General features: G+C 28.3%; 28 protein-coding genes. 2 read left to right on the forward strand and 26 right to left on the reverse strand.

All coding sequences use genetic code 11. The features are described 5' to 3' along the window. Positions 1-30: 30 nt before the first annotated feature. From bcCo53_RS06020 to bcCo53_RS06075, 12 genes are all read right to left on the reverse strand, one after another. A complete protein-coding gene (locus bcCo53_RS06020) occupies positions 31-555 on the reverse strand; it encodes a hypothetical protein (protein WP_025408442.1) in 525 nt (174 codons plus the stop codon). 108 nt (positions 556-663) lie between these two features. Next, positions 664-1266 carry a hypothetical protein gene (locus tag bcCo53_RS06025; protein WP_025408441.1) on the reverse strand — a complete coding sequence of 201 codons (603 nt, stop codon included), beginning with the start codon at positions 1264-1266 and terminating at the stop codon, positions 664-666. Positions 1267-1298: 32 nt separating this feature from the next. Beyond that, complete coding sequence (locus bcCo53_RS06030; RefSeq protein WP_025408440.1) at positions 1299-1829, reverse strand: hypothetical protein; 531 nt, start codon at positions 1827-1829, stop codon at positions 1299-1301. Between the two features lie 113 nt (positions 1830-1942). After that, the gene (locus tag bcCo53_RS06035) at positions 1943-2545 is read right to left on the reverse strand and encodes a hypothetical protein (RefSeq protein ID WP_025408439.1); all 603 of its coding nucleotides are present in this window, start codon (positions 2543-2545) and stop codon (positions 1943-1945) included. A 371-nt stretch (positions 2546-2916) separates the two neighbouring features. Beyond that, positions 2917-3513, reverse strand: a complete 597-nt coding sequence (locus tag bcCo53_RS06040) for a hypothetical protein (RefSeq protein WP_025408438.1) — start codon at positions 3511-3513, stop codon at positions 2917-2919. A gap of 740 nt (positions 3514-4253) precedes the next feature. Further along, positions 4254-4871: a hypothetical protein gene (locus tag bcCo53_RS06045; protein WP_025408437.1), complete on the reverse strand. Its 618-nt coding sequence runs from the start codon at positions 4869-4871 to the stop codon at positions 4254-4256. Between the two features lie 38 nt (positions 4872-4909). Continuing rightward, positions 4910-5479 carry a hypothetical protein gene (locus bcCo53_RS06050; protein WP_025408436.1) on the reverse strand — a complete coding sequence of 190 codons (570 nt, stop codon included), beginning with the start codon at positions 5477-5479 and terminating at the stop codon, positions 4910-4912. A 317-nt stretch (positions 5480-5796) separates the two neighbouring features. After that, a complete protein-coding gene (locus bcCo53_RS06055; protein ID WP_025408435.1) occupies positions 5797-7014 on the reverse strand; it encodes a hypothetical protein in 1218 nt (405 codons plus the stop codon). A gap of 306 nt (positions 7015-7320) precedes the next feature. Then, complete coding sequence (locus bcCo53_RS06060; RefSeq protein ID WP_211228811.1) at positions 7321-9015, reverse strand: hypothetical protein; 1695 nt, start codon at positions 9013-9015, stop codon at positions 7321-7323. Between the two features lie 251 nt (positions 9016-9266). Then, on the reverse strand, positions 9267-10226 hold the full coding sequence (locus bcCo53_RS06065; RefSeq protein ID WP_025408433.1) for a hypothetical protein: 960 nt from the start codon (positions 10224-10226) through the stop codon (positions 9267-9269). A 253-nt stretch (positions 10227-10479) separates the two neighbouring features. Further along, on the reverse strand, positions 10480-11055 hold the full coding sequence (locus bcCo53_RS06070; protein WP_172641928.1) for a hypothetical protein: 576 nt from the start codon (positions 11053-11055) through the stop codon (positions 10480-10482). Between the two features lie 136 nt (positions 11056-11191). Continuing rightward, positions 11192-11752: a hypothetical protein gene (locus bcCo53_RS06075; RefSeq protein WP_025408431.1), complete on the reverse strand. Its 561-nt coding sequence runs from the start codon at positions 11750-11752 to the stop codon at positions 11192-11194. A gap of 292 nt (positions 11753-12044) precedes the next feature. Between bcCo53_RS06075 and bcCo53_RS06080 the strand changes: the two genes are divergently transcribed. After that, positions 12045-12815: a BB0158 famile outer surface lipoprotein gene (locus tag bcCo53_RS06080; protein ID WP_025408430.1), complete on the forward strand. Its 771-nt coding sequence runs from the start codon at positions 12045-12047 to the stop codon at positions 12813-12815. A gap of 970 nt (positions 12816-13785) precedes the next feature. Further along, complete coding sequence (locus tag bcCo53_RS06085; protein ID WP_246938420.1) at positions 13786-14214, forward strand: hypothetical protein; 429 nt, start codon at positions 13786-13788, stop codon at positions 14212-14214. Positions 14215-14584: 370 nt separating this feature from the next. On the opposite strand, the gene bcCo53_RS06090 is transcribed toward bcCo53_RS06085, so the two are convergent. From bcCo53_RS06090 to bcCo53_RS06155, 14 genes are all read right to left on the reverse strand, one after another. Beyond that, a complete protein-coding gene (locus bcCo53_RS06090) occupies positions 14585-15604 on the reverse strand; it encodes a hypothetical protein (RefSeq protein WP_025408429.1) in 1020 nt (339 codons plus the stop codon). 598 nt (positions 15605-16202) lie between these two features. Next, positions 16203-17555, reverse strand: coding sequence for a PBSX family phage terminase large subunit (locus bcCo53_RS06095; RefSeq protein ID WP_025408428.1), 1353 nt, complete (start codon positions 17553-17555; stop codon positions 16203-16205). A 2-nt stretch (positions 17556-17557) separates the two neighbouring features. Then, entirely contained in the window at positions 17558-18076 is a 519-nt protein-coding gene (locus bcCo53_RS06100; protein WP_241766569.1) for a hypothetical protein, read from the reverse strand. A 915-nt stretch (positions 18077-18991) separates the two neighbouring features. Continuing rightward, a complete protein-coding gene (locus bcCo53_RS06105; protein ID WP_025408426.1) occupies positions 18992-19537 on the reverse strand; it encodes a chromosome replication/partitioning protein in 546 nt (181 codons plus the stop codon). A 57-nt stretch (positions 19538-19594) separates the two neighbouring features. After that, the gene (locus bcCo53_RS06110; protein WP_025408425.1) at positions 19595-20347 is read right to left on the reverse strand and encodes a ParA family protein; all 753 of its coding nucleotides are present in this window, start codon (positions 20345-20347) and stop codon (positions 19595-19597) included. Further along, positions 20323-20886 (reverse strand): DUF226 domain-containing protein, encoded by a 564-nt coding sequence (locus bcCo53_RS06115; RefSeq protein WP_025408424.1) that lies wholly within the window; start codon positions 20884-20886, stop codon positions 20323-20325. The genes bcCo53_RS06110 and bcCo53_RS06115 overlap by 25 nt, the downstream gene beginning before the upstream one ends. 33 nt (positions 20887-20919) lie before the next feature. After that, a complete protein-coding gene (locus bcCo53_RS06120; RefSeq protein ID WP_025408423.1) occupies positions 20920-22026 on the reverse strand; it encodes a plasmid maintenance protein in 1107 nt (368 codons plus the stop codon). A gap of 480 nt (positions 22027-22506) precedes the next feature. Further along, complete coding sequence (locus tag bcCo53_RS06125) at positions 22507-22869, reverse strand: BBA14 family lipoprotein (RefSeq protein WP_025408422.1); 363 nt, start codon at positions 22867-22869, stop codon at positions 22507-22509. Next, positions 22866-23228: a BlyB family putative holin accessory protein gene (locus bcCo53_RS06130; protein WP_025408421.1), complete on the reverse strand. Its 363-nt coding sequence runs from the start codon at positions 23226-23228 to the stop codon at positions 22866-22868. Before bcCo53_RS06130 ends, bcCo53_RS06125 begins: the two co-directional genes overlap by 4 nt. Before the next feature lie 18 nt (positions 23229-23246). Beyond that, positions 23247-23408, reverse strand: a complete 162-nt coding sequence (locus tag bcCo53_RS06135) for a BlyA family holin (protein ID WP_081725084.1) — start codon at positions 23406-23408, stop codon at positions 23247-23249. A gap of 118 nt (positions 23409-23526) precedes the next feature. Beyond that, complete coding sequence (locus bcCo53_RS06140; protein WP_025408420.1) at positions 23527-24636, reverse strand: DUF685 domain-containing protein; 1110 nt, start codon at positions 24634-24636, stop codon at positions 23527-23529. 49 nt (positions 24637-24685) lie between these two features. Then, the gene (locus tag bcCo53_RS06145; protein ID WP_241766568.1) at positions 24686-25285 is read right to left on the reverse strand and encodes a DUF735 family protein; all 600 of its coding nucleotides are present in this window, start codon (positions 25283-25285) and stop codon (positions 24686-24688) included. Beyond that, positions 25272-26132: a DUF276 domain-containing protein gene (locus tag bcCo53_RS06150; protein ID WP_025408418.1), complete on the reverse strand. Its 861-nt coding sequence runs from the start codon at positions 26130-26132 to the stop codon at positions 25272-25274. The genes bcCo53_RS06145 and bcCo53_RS06150 overlap by 14 nt, the downstream gene beginning before the upstream one ends. Continuing rightward, positions 26129-26458: a contractile injection system sheath initiator gene (locus bcCo53_RS06155; RefSeq protein WP_025408417.1), complete on the reverse strand. Its 330-nt coding sequence runs from the start codon at positions 26456-26458 to the stop codon at positions 26129-26131. Before bcCo53_RS06155 ends, bcCo53_RS06150 begins: the two co-directional genes overlap by 4 nt. Positions 26459-26729 lie beyond the last annotated feature (271 nt).

The following is a 26729-nucleotide window of genomic DNA, read 5'->3' on the forward strand; positions in this document are numbered from 1 at the left end:
ACTCCCTTTAAACCCTAATATAAAAGATTACTACTTCCCTACATATACCTTCTCTATTAGATCAACTAACAAACTTAAATTTTCTGCACTAACCCTAAATTCATAAGTCTCCTTAATCCCAGTCTCTTTTTGTACACCAAGAAGACTAAATGTTAAGTCCCCACCCTTAGCATCCCGAATCAATTTCTTCCATATTGCCTTGCACTCATTAAATTTAATCCCATAACTGTTACGCTCTACAAGCATTAGCTCATACCTACTAAAACCAGACACACAAGCATTCTCTCCATTTAATTTAACACTATTTATTTTAACTTGATGCTCAGAATTCAGTACAAAATATAGACTTACAGGACTGTAATGAGAAGCACCATAATGAATTACAAATTCTCTATCACCATTCCTCAAATGTAACCCAAAACCACCTGAGGGTTCATAATTGCCTACATAGGTGTCCGTTGTAAATTCCTGTGACTGGCTAGCATTACAACTCTCAGACAATATAAAAAAAATAGCTACAAAAAATAATCTAAAAAATAACATCCTAACTCTCATCAATCAAACACTCCCTAAAATTAAATTTTAATAAGTAATTACAACATCAATATTTACTAAGTTAAAATCAAATTAAAGCAAACTTTAAAAACCCTTTATCAAAATTATCTAAAAATCATATTTCTTTATAAAATTATCAGTTTCTAAAACAAATTCTTTATCATAAATAGATATTAAAGTAATTTTAATCTTATCTTTAGCCTTAAGCTTATCAACAAGTCCCTTCCTAAGTCTCACATTAAAAACACTACGCACTGGCATTGGAAAGATAATTTCTGCAAGCTTTAAATTGACATACGGAGGGTCTATCTGAAAATCTCGAATCTCTCCAAGTTGCAATTCAGAATAATGAATCTCAAATATTGATGGCTTTGCCTCAATACCATCAAAAATTACACTCTTAATATTAACAACTCTATGCTCACCATCTATTACAAAACTTAAAGTATAATCTGGATAAACTGCTTCAACTCTTTTTATATGCTCAGCATTACTATAGTATCTTGACAACCTCTCAATAGCAACATCTGTCATCTCCTTTTTTGTAAAAGAAATACTAGTTATACTCCCAGACTTAAACTCGCAAGTATACTTTTTATAAAAGTAATGCCCATTATCAGAATAAGTCTTAAATTCTGCTGAGAGCAAAAAGACACCTAACACACATAATAAAAATACTCGGCGCATTCTTAAAATAAACCTTGTACACATATCAAACCCCCTTTAAACCCTAATATAAAAGATTACCATTTCCCTACATATACCTTCTCTATTAGATCAATTAACAAACTTAAATTTTCTGCACTAACTATAAATTCATAAGTCTCTTCAACTCTAGTCTCTGATTGCATAACAAGCAGAGTAAATGTTAAGTCCCCACCCTTAGCGTCCCGAATCAATTCTTTCCACTTAGTCTTGCAATCATTAAACTTAAGACCATACCCGAAACGATCGCCAAGATACGTTGGGGTAGAAAGCGAACCATTTATACAAACATCCTCTCCATTTAATTTAATACTCTTTATTTTAACTCGATGCTCAGAATTCAGTATAAAATATAGATATATAGGCATGTTATTAGAAGCACGACAATAAATTCCAAGTTCTCTATCACTATTCTTCAAACGCAACCTAAAACCGGCACCTGAGGATACATCATTGCCTATATACACATCCGTTGCAAATTCCTGTGACTGGCTAGCATTACAACTCTCAGACAATATAAAAAAAATAGCTACAAAAAATAAGCTTAAAATTAATCGCTTTCCTCCCATAAATCAAATACTCCCTAAAATCAAATTTTAATCAATATCCATTGATACTTATAATAATCTATTTATTTACTCCCTTTATTAAGGGATAATTAGTCTATTAACTAAAGCAAATTTTAAAAATCATATTTTCTTATAAAATTCTCAGTCTCTAAGACAAACTCTTTACCATAAGTAGATATTAGAGTAATTTTAAGCTTATCTTGAGCCTTAAGTTTATCAACAAACCGTTTCCTAAGCGTTATATTAAAAACATTATGCACTGGCACTGGAAAGACAAGTTCTATAAATTTTGCATTGGAATCAGGAAGACCTATATGAAAATCTTTAATGTCTTTAAACCTAAGATCAGATTTTTTACCCAAATGGAATATTGATGGCTTTGCTTCTACGCCATCAAAAATGACTTCCTTAATATTCACACCTCTATGCTCACCAACTATTACAAAACTTAAAGTATAATTTGGAAAACCTGCCGCAAATGCATTTACATACTTATCATCCTTGCTCTTTGCCAACTTCTTCTTATAAACATCAGTCATCTCTTCCTTTTTAAAGGAAATACTAGCTATACTACCAGAATCAAATTCGCAAGTATACTTTTTATAAAAAAACCCATCTGGATCAGAATAAACCTTAAAATCTGCTGAGAGCAAAAATACACCCAACACACAAAATAAAAATACACTACGTATTACTAAAATAAACCTTATACACACATCATACCTCCTAAAAAACACCTTAATATAAAATTACCATCTCTTTAAAGACCAACTATAGCCTTAGCTAACAAACTTAAATTTACAGCACAAACTAAACCTATAATTCTTTTCAATGTCAGTCTTTGCGTACTAAAAATCCTAAATTTAAATACACCCTAACATAATCGCTCAATTTTACCCACCTAATTGTGCAATTATTAAAGTTAATTCCATATAAGTTAATTTCATATAAGTAAACTAGCTAGAAAAAATAATTTTAAATCTAACCTCCTTCCCCCACAAATTAAATACTCCTAAAAATTAAATTTTAATCAATATCTACTGATACTTATTAATAATCTATTTACTAGTCCCTTTATTAAAATTGTCTAGAAATCATATTTCTTTATAAAATTATCTGTCGATACAACAAACTCTTCATCATAAGTAGATATTAGAGTAACTTTAAGTTTATCTTTAGCCTTAAGTTTATCAACAAATGGCTTTCTAAACTTCATAGTAAAAACACTACGCACTGGCACTGGAAAGACAATTTCTGTAAACTTTAAATTGACATGAGGAGGCTCCATCTGAAAATCCTTAACTCCTAAAAGTCGCTTAGTAAAATAATCAAGCTCAAATATTGATGGCTCTGCTTCTACTCCATCAAAAATTACATTTTTAATATTAATAGCTCTAGGATTCAATATTACAAAACTTAAAGTATAATCTGGATAATCTGCTTCAGCTGATTTTACATAACTCTTACCACCGTAACCTAACAAAGAATCCCTATAAAAATCTGTCATATCCTCTCTCTTAAGAGAAATACTAGCTATACTGCCAGACTTAAATTCGCAAGTATACTTTTTATAACAAAAATACATCTTGTCACAATAAGACTCAAATTTTGCTGAGAGCAAAAAGACACCTAATCCACAAAATACGAATACACGACATCTGATTAAAATAGACCTTATACACATATCATACCTCCTTAACCCTTATCAATATATAATACACCCTTTTATAATACGAACATAACATGCTTTAAGGTTTACTTAAAAACAACAAACACCAATAACCACTATATAATAGATTGAAAATACCAACTTAAAGACTTAAAATCTGCCTGCACTAACTTTAACCTTATAAGTTTTACTAAAGACTACCGTCTACTTATATGCAAAAAACCCTAAATTTTAAGTCTACACTTGTTACCAACAGACTCTTATCACTCTGAGTATCAAAGATTAAAACTAAAATGGACAATACCCCTTCGTTTTAATTCCAAAAGGAAAAACTTATTTGACCTACCACAAAAATTGCAATCAATATAGCTTAAATCTTTATTATATAGATATGCTCTTAAAGAGACTCTATTAAATCGTCTTAAAAATCAATTAAACGTTTACCTTTAAAGGCAACATTTAAAAACAAGATATATAACAAAAGAGCGCTATAAGGGCCATACTAGCTTGCAAGCAAATTATAGTCATTAATCAAAAGCAATTTAATTATTATCAAATAATAGTACTTGCTTAAACTAGACACTACAAGCTCTTTAGCAAAAAAATCACAAATACAATTAAACTAGGTACAAAACATAATTTTAAAAAGGGTTTCCTTTCCTAATAAAGTGAACACATTCCAAAATTACATTTAAATTGATATGCATTAATCAAATACTAATGTCTTCTTAAACTTATTAAGTTTAAAGGAAACCTTAAAAATCATACTTACTTATAAAATTTTCAGTATCTAAAACAAATTCCTTACCATCAGTAGATATTAAAGTAATCTTAATTCGCTTCTGACCTTTAAGTTTATCAACAAGTCCTCTTCTAAGACTAATAGTAAAAATATTATGCACTGGCATTGGAAACATACGTTCTCTAAATTCTGCATTAACATCAGGAGGACCTATCTGGAAATCTTTAATCTCTACAAGCTGCGCACTAGGTTCATAAAGGTCAAATATTGAGACCTCTGCTTCTACGCCATCAAAAATGACATCTTTAAAATTCATTCCTCTAGGCTCACTGGCTATTACAAACTCTAAAAAATAGGCTGGAAAACCATATTGTATTGAACTTTTGTAAGTAGTAACACCCCCTTCCTCATCATCAGGTATTGCATTTACATTTTCTCTAGCATCAGGCGTCAAATCCTGCTCCCAAAAAGAAATACTACTTACATCTCCAGACCCAAATTCTTCAGAATACTTCCTATAACAGAAAACATTCTGTTCACAATAAGTTTCAAATTTGAATGATAACAAAAATACACATAACACACAAAATAAAAACACACTACGTATTACTGAAATAAACCTTATATACAAATTATGCCTCCTTAAGAACAAAACACTTAAATAAATAACTATTGCTGCTGTAATATAGAAGATATCCGTTCTACTAAAGTCTGTTCTATTAAAGCAACTAATTGACGCATATTTGCCTCACTAACCCTAAATTCGTAAGTCTTCTCATGACCACTCTCTACTTCTGAGGCAATAACACTAAATTTTAAGTCTCCACCTTTAGCACCCTCAATCAATTCTTTCCACTTAGCCTTGCAACTATCAAAATCAACATCATAATAAGCATGCCATTTCTCATCATCAGACCTATTAAGTAACTTCTCATCAGTAATACTGTCATACATACAGATATCATCTTCTTTTAATTTAACATTCTTAATTGTAATGTCACTATCATTTTTAAGCATAAGGTGTAAACCACAAAGGTTGCTAGAAAAGTGGTAGTTGATTTCAAACAAATTATCGCTATTAGTTAAACTCAACGTCATTATGCCACCTTCATCAGGTTTATTGCTATGATAAGATACCCTCAAATCTTGAGATTCTTTAGTACAAGAATTAAAAAATATAAACAAACTAACCACAAATAATAGTTTTAATAATTTTAAAAAGAGTTTCCTGTCTAACATAAGTTAAATACTCTCCCATTGAAATTTTTTATCGATTTAATAGATTAATTATTAATTAATTTCTTAAACATATTAAGCGTATTAATATATCTCAAAGTCTATACCTAAAGCAAGTATTAATCAACCTTTAGAATAATAAAACCTCAAAAACTATTTAATCTAAACTTTAAATATGCAAATCAAGCATCAAAAGTTGTCTTGTAAAACTAAATAAATTAAACAAAATGGGTAAAAATAAATTTACCCTAAAGTTTGTAAAACTTTAGGGTAAAACATGAATTGGTATTTAAATAGATTTTATTGATTTCTTATTAATTTTAATTACTAATCTTAGACTGTAACTCCTCAAAACCACCTGATGTATAAGAAGTCTTATTAAATAAATTTTCAAGCTTTTTATGTATACGCTCAAAAGAACTATCACTGTCATCATAGCAATTGTCAAAAGAATTTGCTAGACTTTGGAAAAATAAACTTAGAGCAGTCCCAGCACACTCTTTAGAACTAACAGCACATTTAATCAAAGCTTCTACATGAGCATCGCTCTTAATGTCACTAGCAGACCTAATCCCAGCTTCTCTTAAAATCTCACTATTGCCATTAACACCATAAGAAACCAAAGTTTGAATTTCTGAAGAACGACTGGCATTTAATTTTATAAGATCATATACCTTTTTCATATCTCTTGCTAAGAATATTCTTCTAGCACCACAAGCAATGTCTTTTGTTCTCAACCAAGTAAAGAATTTTTGGTGTGCAGTCTCACATTTACTTTGTTTACCACTAACCTTAATAACATCTTTAAGGTACTCCTCTAGGCGATCGAGTTTTCTTTTCTCATCATCACTGATTACTACTTGCTCTCCATCTCCTCTACGTTTATTGTGTGCCATGCAAACAACAGTCTGTCTAATAACTTTTCTCTCAGCTGCTTTGTGTTGAGGCTGACTAACAGATCTACGAGGAATATATTGATAAGAAGATCTATAATTATTTTGAACAGAAGGTTGAGCAACAACCTTAGTAACAGCAGGTTTAGAAACAGGCTCAGGAACAGATTTTATAACAGGCTTAAAAGCAGGTTGAGCAACAACAGAAGCAGTCATAGTTTGAGCAACAGGTTGCAGAGCAGGCCCAACTTTCCCAATCTCTAATTTAGTAGCTTCATTAATAGCTCCTGCAACTTGAGTAGTAACAGCACCTTGGCTTGCACCAGCAATAACTACTCCACTAGCAGCTGCTACATCAGCTCCACCCTGAGTCTCTATAACAGATAGCTCATCATCTTCAACAGTCTCATACTCTACATAGACGATATTACCATCTTCATCAATATAATACTCATAATCCTCATCATCTTCAAACTCATCTTCTAAAGAATTCGCACCATTAATAAGAGCCCTTAAACCATTTTGAAGAAGCGCTCTCATACCTTGCGCATTACCATCAAGATCATCCTTATTAAAGAAATCACTTAAATTACAACTAAATACCAAGACACTTAGGAATATAGATAAAACTTTAAAAAGTTTCATATCTCCCCTCCTTATTCAATCCTAAATATTATTTATTCACATTTTTAAATATCATTATTTTTAAATATCAAAACCAATATACATCATAAAATTTAAACTTAATGTAATAATTCAAGCTTTTATCAAAACAAAGCATAGTAAGATAAAAGACGATATAAATGAACGTACAAGTCAACTTGCACACAATAACAATTTTTAAAATCCACTATCATTCATAAATATAACAAACCTAAACAATTATTAAATAAATAAAAACTTACCTTCAAGCTTTTATAAAACTAGGGTAAATTCCTAACATCATTATTTTTAATCTTCAGCTGCAATTTGAGATTTAAACTCCTCAAACCCTCTAATTTTATAAAAAGTATCATCAAATACTCTCTTTAGCTCTTGTAATATTTCCTCACCACTTTTATGACTATCATTTTGAATATCATAAAGAGTATCTGCCAATGCTTGCATAAATAAGCTTATAGAAAACCCACTATAATTCTCATCCTCAAGAGTACGTTCCAATAAAAAGTCTATCTCTGTATCACTACTTAGCTCATAATAGCTCTCAACATCAATAATGTTAGTCTCTTCATCGCCAATGTCATCTGAAACAATTTGAAACCAATCCTGCAACTCTGTTGAATCTGCAATTTTATCTTTCATTAGATCATATATCTTTTGAAGATCTTGCACTAATGCTTTCCTTTTCAAGAGATCAGTATCATTCTTACTGAGCCATTCAAAAAACTTTTGACGTCCAGCTTCTAATTTGTCTTGCTCTTCAACCTTCTTACCATTAATCTTAATAGCACTTTGAAGATATTTTGCTAATTTTTCAACACGCTCAATTACATAAGTCTCATCAGATTTTGAATCTAAATCTATATTCTTATCTTTACCTAAAGCTTCAGAATCCAAGCCTATAACAGAAGACATATTAGTGTCCACATTTTTCTTGTTACCTACAACAGCAGCTTCTGGAGTTTTACTTTTAGAAGCTTGCTTTTTGGAATTTTTCTTTTTTAAACCTTTCTTCAATGTACGTTTTTTTACTACAACTTTCCCATCAGCAGTTTTAATAGAAGTTTCTACGCCTTTAATGACAGTATTAACTCCATCCTTAGTTACATTAATACTTTCATTAGTATTACTACTATTCTTATTAATATTAATTTTAGTTCCATCAACAACATTAACTGTAATATTATCTTTAATATCTAGAGAAGCAAGCTCAGTATTTTGTGTTTTATCACCCTTTTTTTCCGCATTTTGTGTTTCAGTAGCAACAACATCTCCTCTTACATGATCAGTAGGTATGGCAACTTTCAAACCTAAATCAGAAGTATTGACTCCCTCACTAGCACCTACTAAAAGATCTTCTGTAGCAACTACTTGTTCTGCATTATTAGAATCTGTATTCTTAAAAAATAAACTTCTATCACCAATTGCATCACCAACAGAACCAACTCCTGCACCTTGGGCAACAAGAGTCTCTTGATTTTGAAGATAATTTTCAGAAATAGAAGCTACTTCCTCTCCATTACCACCAGCTGGTTTTGCAGTATCAACACCAGCAACTTCCACCTCTTTAGAAACTTTTAATACTTCAGCAGTACCAGAAGTCCCTTCATTTTTAAGAGAATCTTTAGAAACAACTTCCTCTTTTTTTCCATCATCACCAAATGATTTTGCACCAGCACCAGCAACTCCTACCCCTTTAAGACCAGAAGCCTCTTGGTCTTTAATAGGATCTTTAGAAGTCCCCTTGCCTTTCTTTTCATCACCTTTGATGCTAGAAGTCCCTTGGGCCTTAAGAGAACCTGTAGAAACATCTTTGTTTATTTTTAAATCACTAAATGGCAGTATATCATTAAAAGAACTAAATCCCTGACTAAATTTATCTCCATCCGCCTGCAAATCACTTGCATTAGCAGTATCATAGAATTTGCAACTTAATGTAAAGGTACTTAAAAATAAAATGAAAACACTAAAACTCTTCACATTCATTTTCCTTACAAAATCCATAAACTAAAATATTGAAATCAAAGTGTATAGCAAAAAATTCAAATTTAAAGAAAAACCTCTTAAAAAAATCAAAAATCATATTCGAATATAAACATCACTTCTCTACACAATCTATATAAACTTATGACAACTACTAAGAGTAAATGGAGTAACTAAACTAAACAAACTTAAACTAAATAAAATACCCTAAAGTTCCTGGAAACTTTAGGGTATATCAATTAACACATTAATGCTTAGCGTGGCTTCACAACAGGATCTTTTATTTTTTCTACTTTGTCTATTTCATTAATAAGCGAGCTAAAGCAATTTGTCACCCACTCTACGATTTTTTTATTAACCCCATCACGTTCACCAACATTAACACTTAAAGCATTAATATGACCCAAATAATCTAACGATTTAAATAATCCTTCTAATAACAAAATTAAAGAATATCTCTTAGTTTTAGAGTCTTTAAGATATTCGTATACAAAAGCTGCTCCATCACCAGTATGACGAGCATTCTCATCACTGCTTACAATATCATTTTCCGTATTGCAATCTATGTTAAGAATATTTAAATTTGACCATTTTTGAAGATTATCCATTAATAAATGATCATTATGCTTACTCTTCTCTATCCTCTCATCTAACTTCTTCATCAAATCAATCAATTTTTTCTTATCTTGATTTCTGTTTAACCATTGAAAGAATGCCTTAAAATTATCATCTAACAGTATTTCAAAGAATTTAGCATCGTTTAAATTACTAGTATTTAAAACACTATACTTTGTACTTGTTGTAGTTGTTATTTGCCCTTGGAGCTTAAAGTTACCAGCTTCCATATCTTTAAAGGCAATACCCTCTACCTTTGGATTCTTAATCTCATTAAAAGTCTCAGTAACTTTATCTACTAAGCTCTCACTAGCAGTAAGACCAGAACTAACAACTGCCTCTGAATTTTTAACATCAAAAACGTCTTTTATTCCTGGATTATCAGATTTTCCTATTGATTTTATCTTGTCACTAATAGAAGCAATTCCATTAAAAAACAAATAAAACATATCATCAGACAACATATTATTTAAGCCCACATCAGTACCTAGGCGCATAGAAAAATTAGATGACTTAGCATTTTTAAGAATGTCATCACTAAAATTACAGCTAAACATTAATATAGCTAAAAATAAAACAACAATATAAAAATTTTTCATAAGTATTCTTTTATTTTTTATCTCCTATTCCTATAAATTTAAACATCTAATTTTAAACTCTTGATATTTAAAGTTTAATTTTGATCATTCATTTTTGAATATTAAGCTAATATATAGCAATATATTAAAAAAACAAAAAAATTCTTTTAATTTTTAAACTTTTATTAAAAATCTTAAAAAAGAAGAGTATATAACTAAAGATTAAATTAAAAGATAGAGGGTTTTAAAAATAAAAACGTAGAGATATTTTAATCTAATGTGAAATATTAAAATGCTTTTCAGATAAGAAGTTAGAAGTCTCAAGCACATATTCAACATCATCATGAGCAACTAGAGTAATTTTTAATTTCACTTGCTCACGTAAAACCTTAAATAATGCCTCATTAAATGTAATGACAAATTTATTAACAACCCTAACTGGATATTCTCCTAAGTATTTCTGATCCAAAGCATCATTAGTAATAATTTGGAAATACGGCTCATCCGATGTGGTAAACTCGGGCTTAGTTATTTTATAATTATAAAATTTAGCATTAACTCCATCAAATATCACATCTTTAAATGTCATTAAACGGCCTTTATCAACTATTGTAAAACGCAGAGTAAAAGACGGATAAGACGCGATTATATTTTCTCTCTTTAGCTCGTCTAAAGAATTAAAAACTTCAGAGCTTAGATCAACATGCGATGCTTTAAAAAAAATATTTTCTATCTTACTATTCAAGTCAAATTCTTTAAAATAAGTATGACGATGTATCATACCATCATACATATTTGTATTGTAACGCTCTTTTAAATCAAACACATCATCAAAACGTATGTCTTTCAAATACATAACAAGAAACAATATTATAAATGTACAAAAACATACAAGAAACAAAATATATATTTTAAATAAAAGTGACTTAATCTTACTCATGCATGCTCCACCAAACACATCTTATTAAAAATGCCAAGCAAAAACTTTAACGAGTTTTAGACTTATCAATAAGATCAATAAAATCAAATAATTGCTGTGCATCATTTACATTTAAATTAAAAGAAAGTTTCCGATTAACACCACTGTTACGCTCAACACATTCCACTTCAAGTTTAAGACCTTCATTTTTTGCAATTTCCATTAATTTTAAATGTTCACCCAAATCGGAATTTAAGTAAATATAAAATCCTGACAAGTCTATTGAATCATCAAAATCCAAAATATACTCTTGCCCTTTCAATTCTAAAGGTTGCTCAAAATACGAATACAACTGTTCATGAGGAACTTCAATACCATTTAAAGAAACCTTTAAAAGATTAAGAGGAGTCTTAGTAGCAATATTAAAATCTAAAACAAAATATTTATTATCCTTACCATTAAAGGGGTAAGTCATACGAACATAACCTGAATCATTTCTTAAAATCCTCTTTACACTAAGCTCGCCTTCATTAACATCATGATAAAGCTCAACATCTTCTAAAGGTAAAGATGGACGTGAACAACTAAAAATTAAAAACGTTGATATCAAAATAATATTTAATAACATAATCACTTAAGTATTAAGTTTAAGACATCACTCACACTTTTACAATATTTATATAATAATTTATGTAATATTTTATACCTATTGCTACTCACTAAATAAGCAAATAAACAACTATTCTTAAAAAGCAATATATTAAAAATTAGATTTAATATTAAATAAGTTTAATTTTAATATTAAAATATTAATTAAGATGATAAAATTTTAAACTTATGAGATAATTAAGATTCATGCAAAATACAACTTAAGTGTATTTAAAATAAAAAGCATGAAACAATTTAAGGAGTAATATTTTATGGATATGAAGATTTTATTATTAATACCTGGAGCAATATTTTACACACAATGCAATAATAAAGGAACTGGGGAGACAGGCTTTGAACAAGATTCAATGAAATTTGATAATTACATAATGCCAACAAATAGAACAGATGACTCTTATGAGGAACTAGCAAGCCTATTTAAACCAAAATTAAACGAACCATACAACGTGTTAGAAGGTTCTAAGAAACTATCATTTCCTCAGTCTACTGTTACATGGGTTAAAAATGCAGCAATAAGTATTAAAGATCTAGATAACAAACCTATAGAGGCACTTAAAGACAAACTTAGATATTCTTATTCAATATCCCCTATTAAAAAAGACGATAAGTTCAATGCATACACTATGCCCATTGTACTATTTGAGACAGTCAAAGATCTTGGTTCTCACCTGGAAGTCATAAGTTTTAATCTACCAAGAAAGCCTAAATTAGATTTCAATACAAGAGCATACTACCTATTTCTAGGTATAAAATATACTCCAGATAAAACAGAAAAATCAGGCGAAGATGGATATGATACTGCAAACCCATTTTGGATACCAGGTCAAAATAAAGAAGTAATACCAGCACTCACACATTTTTCACACATAGAAGCTCAAATACAGGTTAAAAACCACAAAAATCAAACTATTACTACATACAATATATTACTTGATAGCTCATATTTGATTAAATTAATAAAAGACACACTACTCAGATACCCAGAAATCAAAGAAACAGCAACTGACTTCAAGCTTTATTAAGCTTGATAAATGCATATCAAAAACATAAAATTCTACACCATATCTTTAAAGGTTATGGTGTAGGATCTTGTATCATAACAACGCTCGCTTAGCAATTAAGCACAGCTGCCACTTAGACGTTCTTTATATACCTAAGAGACTAAAAACTATATTAATTATATATATCATTAAGTAAAGCAATAAAAAGCTTCAATAATAATGACATACTTAAAGTTAATATATAGTTCATATATAATATTAAACATTTTACAAATAAAAACAATATTCAATAATATACCTATTAAAGGTATACCACCTACCATTGGATAATCAAAGCTTAAGAAGCAAAATTAAAGCTCATAAAAACTCTCAAAAAAGACAATTATTATGTAGTTTAATAGACCTAACTACAACAATGCCAATTATAACTTTTATAACTTAAAATTATTCTATCTCTTTTAGTAATTCAGTTTTTTTATTTACACTCTATAAAAAATACAAAAAAGATAGCAAAAAATAAAACAAATTTCATATCTTAATATTTTTATTAAAATAGTATAATACCTAATTGCTATCATTACTGTTAATAATAAACATATCAATACATAAATTGACACAATATTATTTAACAAACTAAACAAAAATAAATTATAAATTAAGTCTCAATCAAAATTAATAATACCTATTAAAAATAGGTAAAATTTAAAACAATTAAAATATAAATATATAAATTAAAATAAATAAACTTAAGCTTAAGAAGCAAAATTAAAGCTTATTAAAAGAATATCACTCAATACTTACAATTTTAAAGTTATCATTTTAATATCATAAATAAATTATTTTATCACTTAATAACTCATACTAATATATAATGCTCTTGTACTTTTTAAATAAAAATGATAACATGATTGTAATAAATATATTATGTTATCGTGTAAAGGATATACGATAAGAAGGAGAATGTTTAATGAAAAAAATTATTTTATTTACTATGGTGGCACTATTCACCTTATTAAGCTGTGGCGATACTGATAAAAATGACCCATCATTGGCCGGAACAGGAAGCGGAACCAATTATATAAAAGTTGTTAAGGATGTCGCAAATCTCAAACCTCTTACTAAGAATTTTGATGATATTAGAAAGCTTTTACCTGCAGCACCAACAGGCAAGACATACACAGAGACTAAACTTGACGCTGCATTCCAAGCTATTAATGCTGATGAAACTAAATTCTTAAAAGCACTAAATGCAAGAAAGAGTATGGAAACTGCTAAAGAAAATAAAAATGCAAATCCAGCTGAAATTGAAAAAGAGTTCTTACAAGTACTAAAAGACTTAGGCTTCGCAGAAGGTGACGAGAACAAAGATGGTTCTTATGCCAAAGTTAGAAAAACTTTCATGGACGCTCTAGTACAATAAGTCCTTCTCTTAAGGGAAGATTGTAAGGTGTTAAATCAAGTTATTTAACCTTTACAATCAGACTAGATCACTGTAAATGATTAATAAAAATGCGCTTTAATACAAGCGCATTTTTTTGTTATACTCATTATCACTACAACTTCAAATCAGTAATACTTGAAACAATATTTCAAGAAAAAGACAATATCAAAGATACAATCTTTAATACTTAAAAATCACAATGTTAATCTAGACTATTTTCTTACAAGTCCACACTTATCATCCTTAGATTCACAAATGAATTAATAGCAATGATGAATATCACCGATTAAAATTAAAATTTGACTAAACCCACATATTATAATCTTCATATATTAAATTTAAAAACTAATCATTGTTTTGCCAATTTTAAAATAGCATCCCTATTCCTATCAAGGAAATCTCTTAACTTATTTACAGTCATAAGATTTTTTAGTACATCAAAATAACCTACAGAAAGCCTAATAACCTCAACTTTTTGCATTACTGCTGAAGAATTTTGATTGTAATCTTGCTCACCTTCATTTCGAAATATCATTTTAGAAGTAGAACTATCGTATTTAACTTCTCCTGGCAAAAATAATTTATCACGTTTGCCAGACTTAAATACAAAATTTATTTTTAATGCATTAACATTCTTATTGACAACATTAATCAACTTATCTTTGTTCGCTAAAGCCTGTTCTAAAATATTGAAGTGATCAAAATTCATCTCCAAATTAACCTCTTCCCCAGTCTTAGTTTTAAATCCTAAAAGTATTACCAATAAATGTCTTGGTCTAAATCCTCTCATCCTCATCCCACGTAAAATGTCAGGCAAATAATCTGCACCAAGGATCTCTTTAACAGCATCTGAAATTAAAATAGTTATTCTCTTCAATTTTGCATCTACTATTTTTGTTATAACTTTACTTTTATCACTGCCAGGTTCTATTTGTCCATCTTTAACATTATGAGTAAAAAGTATTTTGAAAAAACTAAAATATACATCCAAGTTGTTAAAAGGATCTAACAATTTCTCTACATCAAATGAAACGGCTGGACCTTTTAATTGTTCCATTATATCTTCTGGCCATTCTTTCCGATTCTTAAAAGAATGACCATGACTCATATTGAAATCAACATCTCCAAATGTATTTTCAAAGTTTCTTACCCCACTACTTGCAAAATCCAAATTTAAGGTTGCCAATTTACTGCTCATACCTACTAAATCCGCATTAGCATCCTCTTTATAAAATACAAACCTTCCTGCTTGATCAGTTTGAAAATCTAAAACCCAATCCTGCCACATAGCAAAGCTAGAAAAGCAAACTTGAAGATATAAAAATAATAAAAAAACTGACAGGACCTTAAAATTTTTAAATATCAACATTTTTTAATATCCTCTCCTCATATCTTAAAAATTACTTATTATAATAATATATAAAAAAAAGGTATACACAAGCTATTTGCGCTAATAATATACCCAAAATATAATTAACAAACTTCTATTTAAAAATAGAATTACTCCCTTTACAAAATCAAAAGTTGCAAGATTATTGCAAGCTATTTATTTGCAGATAAATATCATACAATAAAAATTAAGTATATAGGTGCGCTTATTAAAGATTGCCACTCACTCAATGCTTATACCTTTAAATCTCATAAATAACACTCTTAAATCTAAAAACATACAAAAATAATACTGCATGTAATAGGAATGCACAATTTAAAGCAAAATCATTTTTATTTAAATTTTTTTTGAAAGTATTTTCAAACTCGAAAGTACAACTTTAAACCGTTAAAAATAAACAGTCAAATTTAGACACAATTTTTAAGAAATATATGTGTATACTGAAAAATTGCACTATACTTGCTTATAGTCACATTTATAATGGTTGAACCATTAAATGGACTTGAAGAATTGAGTAAGCTGCAGTTTTGAAACTGTGGCTTCCCATTTACAATCTCCTTTATTAAATCCACTCAGCTTATATATATTGACTTTTGACAAAATATTTAAGCTGAGATCTATGTTCAAGACTTAAGAGCAAATAACAAGCACTCAAAGCATCAAGAGCATCATCTTGGCCTTTAAAAACACCGCTATAACTATAAATATCATTAATAACATTTTTATTTGTAATTTTTAAAAACTCTATCTTGCGAGCATTAAATAGAGGAATTAAAGTACATATCCTTACAAACTTATTACTTAAAGGCTTAACTGCTAATATCTTAAAATAATGATTTATACTTTGCCTAATAGATATCATAGTTTTAGTTAAAAATCCATACCCATTTGTATTATCCCGATCTTCAATATAAAGAGTATTGATATTAAAGTTCTCGGCAAGAACACTGATTGCATTAAGCATAGATGCATGACTTATAGGTTTTCTATCTTGGTAGATATAAGAATAATACTTATCACCCAGTCTCTCAAGGACACAAATGGCGGTATTATCCATACCAACAGAAAATGCAGGATCAACATACATGATTGGACTTTTAAATTCATAATCTTCATTTAAAACAACCTCATTAAAACACGTATCAGCACTAGCAGTCCATTCCCCAAGAAGTACCCTAGCCTTGTAAGCATGCAAATCTTTGTAAATTAGCTCTTGAGTTTCAATAAAATTTTGCGAATTTAAAGGATTATCATAAATACTAAAATTATAGGTCCTATAAACCTCCTCCCTATCAATATAATCAGTCTTAAAATAATGTGCAGGATGATCAGGATTAGTATCAAAAATAATGATGGCTGGTTTTTGTCTAAGCCTTTTCATTATCTCAAGCAAAGTCTCTTTATGCATTAAAGTTGCTTCATTTACATATACCAAAGCAGAATTACTACCTCTAATCTTAAAAAAAGAATCACTATTCTTACCACCATAAACATTAAGTGTAAGTCCTGCAATAGTACATGAAACACTACGAGAAACCTTTAAAACATACTCCACATTTAAAAGATTACATATCTTTTCTATCTGCTTAAGCGTATTGGTAAGCAATGCCCCAATTGAACTTCCCACAATAAAATTATTAGTATCCTTGCAATAATAATGTTTATTTTGAATTAAAAATTTAATAAGCAAATATGATGCTAAGAATGTCTTACCACTAGATATTCCACCATTAAAAATTATTTTGGAACAAAAATTATTATCTAGCTCTTCTAATACTTTTTTCTGCTTAAAAGTTAAATATCTTTTTTCAAATAAATTAAAATCAATTTCTCTTTTCTTATTTTGTGAAAATCTAGCAATATCAATATTAAATTTTTGTTTAAATCTTTTCTGCAATTTAATAAAAACTGACAAACCATGTAATTCCAAGATTACTCCAATTTAAGACTTTTATCAAAAATCTCTTTTAATCTAATTAAACACTCATGATCTTCTCTCATCCCATTCATAACAATCTCTCTAGATATTCTATCCCTCTTATAAATTTTGTGCTTTAAATTTAACTTAAGTTTTTTGCACAAATTCTTATCATCACTATTAACAATCTCTCTCTCTAAGCTTAAAATATCTTCATTAACATCAATTAGTTTTCTAAAAGCAGATTGCAAAGTAAGTTTTTTATTTTTAAAATGAGAATTTACATAAGAATTTGCAATCCTATAAAATGCCTTATAAAAGCTGTCACGCTCTTGCTCAAGCTTATAAGCATCACATGTTACATCTCTGGCAAGAGCATCCAGATCAACATTATTACAAGACTTAAAAACAGTATCAGTATCCAAATCACTTGCAAGCTCACCTAAAAAACTAGACTTAACTCTTAAAACAGTAGATTCTCTAACGCCTAAAACCTTTGCGATATCGGCTGTACTTAGATTTGATTTAAACAAGATATTATATCTGGATTTTCTATTTTTAAATATCATTTATTTAAATTGTAAATGAGTTTTTACAAAAATTCAATATTGAAATTGACACAAATTAATTAAATTACCATAAAAATACAACCAACTTATTTGAAAGTAAATTTATCTAATATAAATAGATATTGGATGAAACCCAATATCTACAAAAAGGAGAAAAGTATCATTAAAAAATTATTTAAAATTAAGCCTTACGTGTAAACCTATAAACTTTAATATTAATTATGATTTTAACATAAAAAATAAGTTTAAAACAGATAAATCAAACATAATATTATAAATAATAATTCCCATTATCTTATAAAAATTCATAATTTTATAGCTTAAATTAACAAGTAAAACATCAAAATTAAACAAATACTTTAAAATTTCTATATCTCTACCCTTCCAAGCTAGGGCCTTATGCCCTAAAAAGAGAATTTATGAAAAAATACTGCTATTAGCCTACTAAAACTAAAGGGTTTATTAGGAACTCTGGCCCCAAAATCCCTAATAAACCCTTTAAGGTAACAGGTCCTTATATTAAGAGTGACACATTGCATGTCAATCTGTACTAACTATAATATATAACAATTTCAAACATTTTGCAAATTTTTTCTAAACTTTTTTGAAAAAAATTAGAAAATTTTTAGAAAAAATTACAAAATCAGTTATTTTGCTATCTATGATTGTTTATCTTAAAGCCTACCAACTTATCAAAACAAACAAAAACTAGATAATTTTAAACAAACATTTATAATTATACAAAAATACCATGATCTAAATATTAAAGTTTTTGCTTAACTTGTATTAGGTTCATTTCTAAAATCTTTGACCTCTCCATATGATGAGCTTATGTACAAAAAATACTTAGAAATCAATCTAAAGCATAAACTTACTACCTTATCTCTTCCCCCTTTTTAAAGACTCAAATTGAGTTATTATTTTTGTTAAAAAATCTTTTTCATCAGAGAAAACCTTCTCTAAAAGAAAGCTTGTAAGCTTGGCATTTCCCTTATAAAATGCATAAGCATCTGGACATTTAAGCTGAAACCTTAAAGGTCTTAATGGGTTTTGCTTTGATTTTTTTATATTAACACCCTCTTTATTTCTAAGCAAGAACATGGTATTATTAATCCCATTATTAATAACATACTTCTCTTCAACAATTCCCTCTTCAATAGCAGTAGCGATCTTTAAATACTTATAAGTCTGGGTCCTTGCAAGTCTGTAATCTTTAGCAAAATCATCGAAAGTAGCATAATTATCAAGTTTGTAATATTCATTATCTTTAATTTCTTTTAACACTTTCATTGCTTCAATTTTACAAAAAATCTCTTTTTGAAAATTAATCTTTAATCTTTCCTTAAGCTTATTATAGTGAATAGATATCTGTTCATCAGGTGTAAGTTCTTTATTTAAATTCCTCTTATTAACCTCTATTCCCATTTCTAACCCTCCTTTGATCTTTACATACACTTAGTGTACGTAAATTATAATCTCAGCTTAAGCCATCATGCTTATCTTATTCATCAAAGTTAACAGTGTATCTTGATACTCTTTTATATAATCCTTATTTAAATCAAAAACATCGTTTCTTGCTATCTTTCTATTCAAATCTTCTCTCTCAGAGATTGTACCTAAAAAATTATCATTCTCTTTTAAGATACTCAGTAATTCCCTGTGCGTATTATTTTTTTTAAACTTAGTATTAAGCAAATAAATAGGAGCTTTTATAGATAATTTTTCTATAAAAAAATTAAATAAATCTAAGCTTTCTACTGCCCATTTCTCTGCCGTAATTGGCACTATAATATAATCACTACACACCAAAGCATTAGTTAGAGTAAAATCTAAGCTAGGGTTAGTATCAAGTATTATGTAATCATACTCAAAACTTAATAACCTAAGCTGTTCTTTTAATCTAAATTCCTTATATGGGATGGCTTCTGAATTAAATTTGTGTAAAGTTAAATAACTTGGTATCAAATCTAAATTGCTATTAATCTTTACAACAGCACTATCAATATGCAGATTGGATATTAAAACTTCATATATATTCCTAGTAAATAAATCTACTCCACTCTCTTTTATAAACTTAAAATAATAACTTGTTGTTGATGCTTGAGTATCTATATCTATAATTAATACTTTAAAAGATTGTGATAAAAGTGTTGCAAATATTAAGCTTGTAGTACTCTTACCAACTCCTCCCTTGATTGATGCTACTGTAATTACCTTTGTCTCTTTTGTATCCATCTTGGAATAATACCCCCTTCCGGTAATTTTTTTCCATAAAATGCATAAAGTTCCCTTTCTAATTCTAGGAGTATACTTAGTAAAGTTTGATAATAGGAACTTCCAACCTTATCTTTTTTTAATAAATTATGCAGCCCACTTAAATAACAAAAAACCCCACCTTTTTTAAATCTAAATTCTATGTACTCGCATTTTCTTAAAGTATAAGTCTCTCTCTTATTAAAGTTCTTTACTAAAAACGCTTTATCTAATTTTTTAATACCATAATAAATACCCAAAAAATCATCATTATCTCTTATAGAGAATAAATGAAACATGCTTATATCTTCTATGTTAAAAATTCCTCTAAGGGAAATGAAAAACTTGGTTGGCTCGTTCTTGCTTATTCCAAAAGTATAAAAATCATTGAATATCTTAGTATGATATATCTTACGGTTATTAATCTCCTCTACTTTAGAGAAGATATTGCTTTTACCCTTTTTTCTATTCTTAGGATATATTTCCTTTTTCTTTTGCTTCAATAACTCTAGTAAAGCCACCTTCCTTCCTTTTCCTTGGTATAGCTTAAGTTATCACTTTATCATCTTAAGCAGTTCGTAGTAATACGTATTATCAACCACCTTGCTATACCTTAATTCATCTTTGGTGTTGACAAGCTTTTTCAGAGCCGGTATTAATATACCTATGTCTACTTTATGCCTCAACTGTTCTAATAATATACTAAAAATGTTGTTTTTTATATCATTTGCATTGCTTTCCGACTTTTTGCAAATTTTGGTATTGATTTTTATTCTTCTAATTAAACGATCTAAATCCTCATATTTGTCTTGTTCTATTATAAAGTGAGGTTTTTTCTTGTAAGTTTCATATATTTTACTAATCTTCTCTTTTAACACTGCTTCATCGTAATTTTGTTTTTTAAGTTCTGTCTCTTTTGTCGACAATATTTCTTTAAGTTTGTATATCTTATTCTCTTGCTTACTACTTTTGATCTTAAGCTTTTGATTTAAATATCCATTTTTCTCTAAGAAGTTCTTAACGCATCCTATTTTTCCTTTTTCAAGTTCTATGCCTATTAAAGCTAAATCCTTGCTTGGTAATACCTCAAGGTCCCTCTCGTGCTTCTTAATCTCTTTTATAAGTTCTATCTTTACTGCTTTTTCTATGTTTGATCTCAATAGGATGAAGGGAAGATCTATTTTGAAATTGCATTTGTTTATGTATTTGCTGAGTATTTCTTCTTCTTTTTTATTATTAATATTATTAATACACTCCCATTTTGGACTCCCATTTTCTCTCTCATAAGTAGCAACTCTTTCTTTAAACTTGTCTATCTTTTCTTGCTTTGTGCTCTTGAAATATGAGTTTATCTTTGCATGACATTCTTTCTTTGGATATTGTAGAGTATAATAAACTTCACTTCCGCACTTTTTACCTAAGTGTTTGCAGTAGTTAAGTGTAATTTTAAACTTTTTTTCAAGTGCGTACAGATAATTCTGCAATGTTTTGATCTTGACTGTTTTTTGCTCGTTTCTTCTTAAGTTGCCATTGAAAAAATATAAAATGTTATTTTGTGTGTATTGCTTGAGTTTTAAATTCATGAAATTAATTGTGGATATAAGCACAATTAAGTTGTATTGGTATCTATTGGTCTTACCCTTTATACTTTTGATTTTCACTGTTTACTCCTAATATAAGTATTTATAAATCTTAAGTTAATTAATAATACAATTCATCTTAAAAGTAAATACTTGTTTTAGCAAATATGAAAATAAATATTAAAATATTAATTTGTTGTTTTATAGGGTTAAATATTGCGTTTTTTCTTATGTTTTATTTCTAGTCTAGATACTTTACAAACTTATGTTTTTGCTATATTATAAAAATAAACACTTATATTAAGAGCAAGTAAGTGCTACTAATTTTATTTAAAATTAATTAGAAATGGACGAGCCTTGTTAAGGCAAGTCATGTGACTCTTTTTTAGTCTTGCAATATTTTTTGTTTGTTTTTTATTTTTTGTTGAAATTTTCCTAAAATGTGTCTTTTTATCAAGATATATGATAAAGCTAGAAATTTAAGGAAGTTTAAACAAACTTAAAAGTCCCAAATAGGGACTTTTTTATAAAGTGGTGAAGATGTTGGTTACTTTTTTAAATTTACTTTTTTAATTTGCTGTATTTTTTGTATACATCAATGACTATAGGTTTTGTTTTATTTATGTAACGTTTTAAGTGCTTGATATTGTCTTGCATTGCTTCTATTGTATGCTCTGATTTTAAAATATTGGGATCTAGTAGCGTAAATGGTGGAAAATTGGGATGTTTAAACTTATGCTTAGTTCTTATTAAAAATGTTTCGAGGTACAATGCATAGCTTGTAAGCTGTGCTTCATATATACTTAAGTCCTTAAGTGTAACCTCAATAGGTTCTTGAGGCTCTGATGGCACTGAGGCTATGGAGGTGCAACTAATAATGAGTTGCAATAAAATAGTTAGACTTAAAATTAATTTTTTGTTCATTTTTGATCCTCTTTATCTAGTTCTTCTTTAAAAAATTTGGTCTTATCTTGCATAAGAGTATTGCGTTCAAGTCGTAATTCTTCAATTAAAGCAGGATCAGCATCACTTTTGATTGCATTAATAAGGTTTGTGATCTTGTTAAGTATGGTTTCAAGTTCTAGGATAATTTGTTTGCATTCTTTATGTTCCATTTTTTTAAGTGAAGCTAGGTAAAGCTTATTCATGTATTTGTAAATGTCAATTGCTTTTTGTATTCCTGTTTTGAAAATTTCATCATTTGGAGTTTTACTATATCCTAAAAATTCTACTAGATTTTGAAGAAAGATGATTCCTAGATGAATATTGTTTTTGTTTAACATAAATTATTCCTTAAATTTTTAATTTTCTTTGTCAAGAAAATGCTTAATTATTTTAATTACTTCATTGATAACAGGTCTTAAGAGTAGCGTTAAAGGTATGAGTATGAGCAATACAATACCTCCAATTATTATAAGTTTTATCTCTGCAATATTTGCTAAGAAGTCAAATATTGTATTCATGTTGTCCTCCATTTTAAATGTATATTAGATGTATTATTTTATATTTGAAAGATAAACCGTTTGTTTTTGTTATATTTATATGGTAACATAAATTTATCAAAAATAAAATGTGCAAAAACTATAATTTTAGAAGAATTGGAATATCCTTTTTTGAATCACCGTCTTCTATGGCAGACACTAATTTATACCACCCTTGAAGCAGTGGGTGTACTACATTGTGTTCGTAACCGCTATAAAAATATAAAAGTGAACCTTGTTCTTTATTTTGATTTTCTGAAAATCTAAGTACAATATCTTTTGTCCCAATATAACTGGACTTTCTAGTACCTCTTATATGAAGGATTATGTTAAGGTAAAGATCAGTGCCTTTTAAGTTTCTTGGGAATTTTAATTCTACTCTACCACCCACAATGTTTGTTATTAACGTTTTTGTAGCAAATTCACTGTAAGAGTAAAAAGAATCAGATAATGGGTTTACTCCCCAGAATTGAAAATTATCAGGAATTCCTTGTAGGTAAGAGATTGTTGCTAATCTGATTAGTAAGTTTTGAGATGGCTTGTATGCAAGAAGTTCATAATCTGTAGAATCGTGAAGTTGTTGCGTAATAAGTGGTACATTTGCTTCGAATTCTTGTATGATATTACTCTTTTTTAGATAAGTATTACTTATTGATTTATAGATTCTCTCAAAATCATCTATTTGTACAAAAGTTCTGTTTGCGCTCTCTTTAGCTTGTTCTAATTGGGCGTTTTGTATAAAAGAGTCTTTTAAGTCATTTATTAATGTGTCAAATTCAATTAATTCGAATTCTTTTTTGCTTTCATTGTAGATTGATATTTTGTGTCCTTTAGTAGTAAGTGCGTCTCTATTTAAATCTTCCAGTGCTTTTATCTTAAGTTTTTGCATTAAAGTATTTAAATTAATATTTTGTGATTCTGGGTTTACTTCTATTAGCCTGGAGATTATCTTTAAATACATTTTTTCTATGTAAGATTCATATTCTATCAGCTCTTTTGATATTATTTCCCTTATAACTTTTTTAAAATAATCAAATCCCTCGTAGAATGTGTCTTTTTTAATTTGCTCAAGTAAGTTTTTATATGTAATTGCGTAAGTTTCTTCCACAATATCATCAATGGGGATTAGATCGTTTGCATTGACTTTAATTTTTCTGTTAAAATCTTTTATTTGTATGGTTTCTTCTGTAGTTGCATCTTCATAGTCCATATAACCTCCTTATTTTTAATCTATTATTTTAATCTACAGCTATAAAAATTTATTTTATTTCTTTATCATAAGTGTCAAAAATTTTAATAGTTCTTCCAGCAGGAATTAAAGATTTAATAAATCCATATACTGAGTTTGTAAAGTCTTTTGGGATATAATTGGATGCAAGTTTTCTAAATTTTCCTTTGTGTTTAACTATAATAATTTTTAATTTCCCATTATTTTTACCAGCTATTTTAAATTTAATAGGTGATCTAATATTGTCAATCAATTTGATAATAATCTCACCAGGTATTTCTGGATTAACGTTTACCTCAACTCTTGCATGCAAAAATGCTTTAAATAGTAAATGAAAACTCTCATCTGTGCCTATTGATTTTATTGCAAATATTAATGCTTTAAGCGAATTAATGAGATCTTTTTTTAGTCCTTTTTTTAGGTGAAATGCATTAAATAGTGATAGCATCATCAATGCAATGTATCTTGAATTGATATTTTCTTCTATATCAATTGTCTTAAAGTTGTTACGTAGGTCTTTAAGTTCTCCTAGTAGTTGTTTTTTAAAACTAATTTCGCTTTGTGTGATCTTTGCAATCTGTGTATTTTGTAAAAATTGTGGTAGTGTTTTCATTACCTTATTCTCTGTCAATTATTAGTCTTAAATTTGTATCAAAAGAGATCAGTGCATTTTCTTGAATTTCAACATCGGTATTAAAATTAAACTCATTTTCTTTAATTTGTGTTATTTTGGTTTCTAAGTCATCTTTTATGCAAATACCAATTCGCATTTTTTTGATTCCTTGAATTAGACTTACAGGATTTAAGAAATCTTGGTGCCTAAACGAAATACCCATGTCTTTGTATTTATTTTGTATCATTTTTGTGTAAATTTCTCTTATTTGTCCGTCTACTTCTTTGTATGGTGTTTCTGATTCAGTTTCGTATAATATTTTTAAATATGCGTATTTGGTTGTTCCTAGGCTAAACTTGTATATCTTTTTTTGTCCATTGTTGTTTAAAAAATCAAGTTGTATTTTTCCTTGGAATTTTGTTCCACTTGGAGCAGTATAGTATATTGCTTGCCAAATATTTTTTTGTGTTTCATTATCAATAATTCCATCTTTAATGTATTCAGGTGTAAATATTATATAAATTTTAATTATTCCTGATGAACTTATGATGTTTGCATACTCTACATGTGGAATTGCTAATAGTGTTTGTTTTATAGCTTCATAAGTTGAACTTTTAGGTATGCTTAAAGATTTTTGTAAACTTTTAAAGTATGTGCCCTCCTCTTTAAGGGTCTCAAATAATTCGTTTACAACTTGAATGATTTCCATATCGATAGCAGAACTTGGGTAATTTATTATGTCAAATATTGAATTTTCTTTTATTAAAATATTATATTCTTTTTTAAGTATTTCTTTTTTTGCGTTTTGTATATCTTCTATTGATTTTGTAAGAATTCCAAGTTCTTGATCAAATATTATTTTCATAAATTGTATTCCATGCTTAATGTATCTCCGGCTAGGAAGAATTGTAATATTATTTTTTTATTTTCTTTTTTTGTTTTGATGTTTAGTATGTCGATGTTTAGGCTTTTTAAAGTATTGGCAAAAAAGGTTTTAATATCTTCTTCCTTTTGCATCTTTAAAAGTTTTAGTAGAAAATTGGAATTAAGCCCATAATCTTTATTAAAAAGCTTACCAACGGGTGTTTTGAGGTATAAGAATAATTTTTGTTTTTGCTCGTCAATGCCTTCTGCTATTTTTAAATCGTTATCAAAAATTAGATTAAATTCATTATCTATTTTAATATCCATTTTTAACTGCCTTAGGAATTGATTATAGCATATTTAGCAAAAATAATACGTTTTTATATCATTTTTGTTAAAAATTTAAAATAATGTTGTTTTATTATTTGTCTAATAAAGAAAAAGACTCAAGTTAAAACTTGGGTCTCATAGTATCATCTTTTTCGTATAGTCTCGAAATATTTATTTGCCTTTACATTATTTAAATATTTTTTAATATAAAAGTCAATCTTTTTTTATAAAATTTCTAATCTTATTTTTATGTTTAACTTTGTTTATA

It is taken from the genome of Borrelia coriaceae, assembly GCF_023035295.1.
In the GTDB taxonomy this organism is placed as follows: domain Bacteria; phylum Spirochaetota; class Spirochaetia; order Borreliales; family Borreliaceae; genus Borrelia; species Borrelia coriaceae.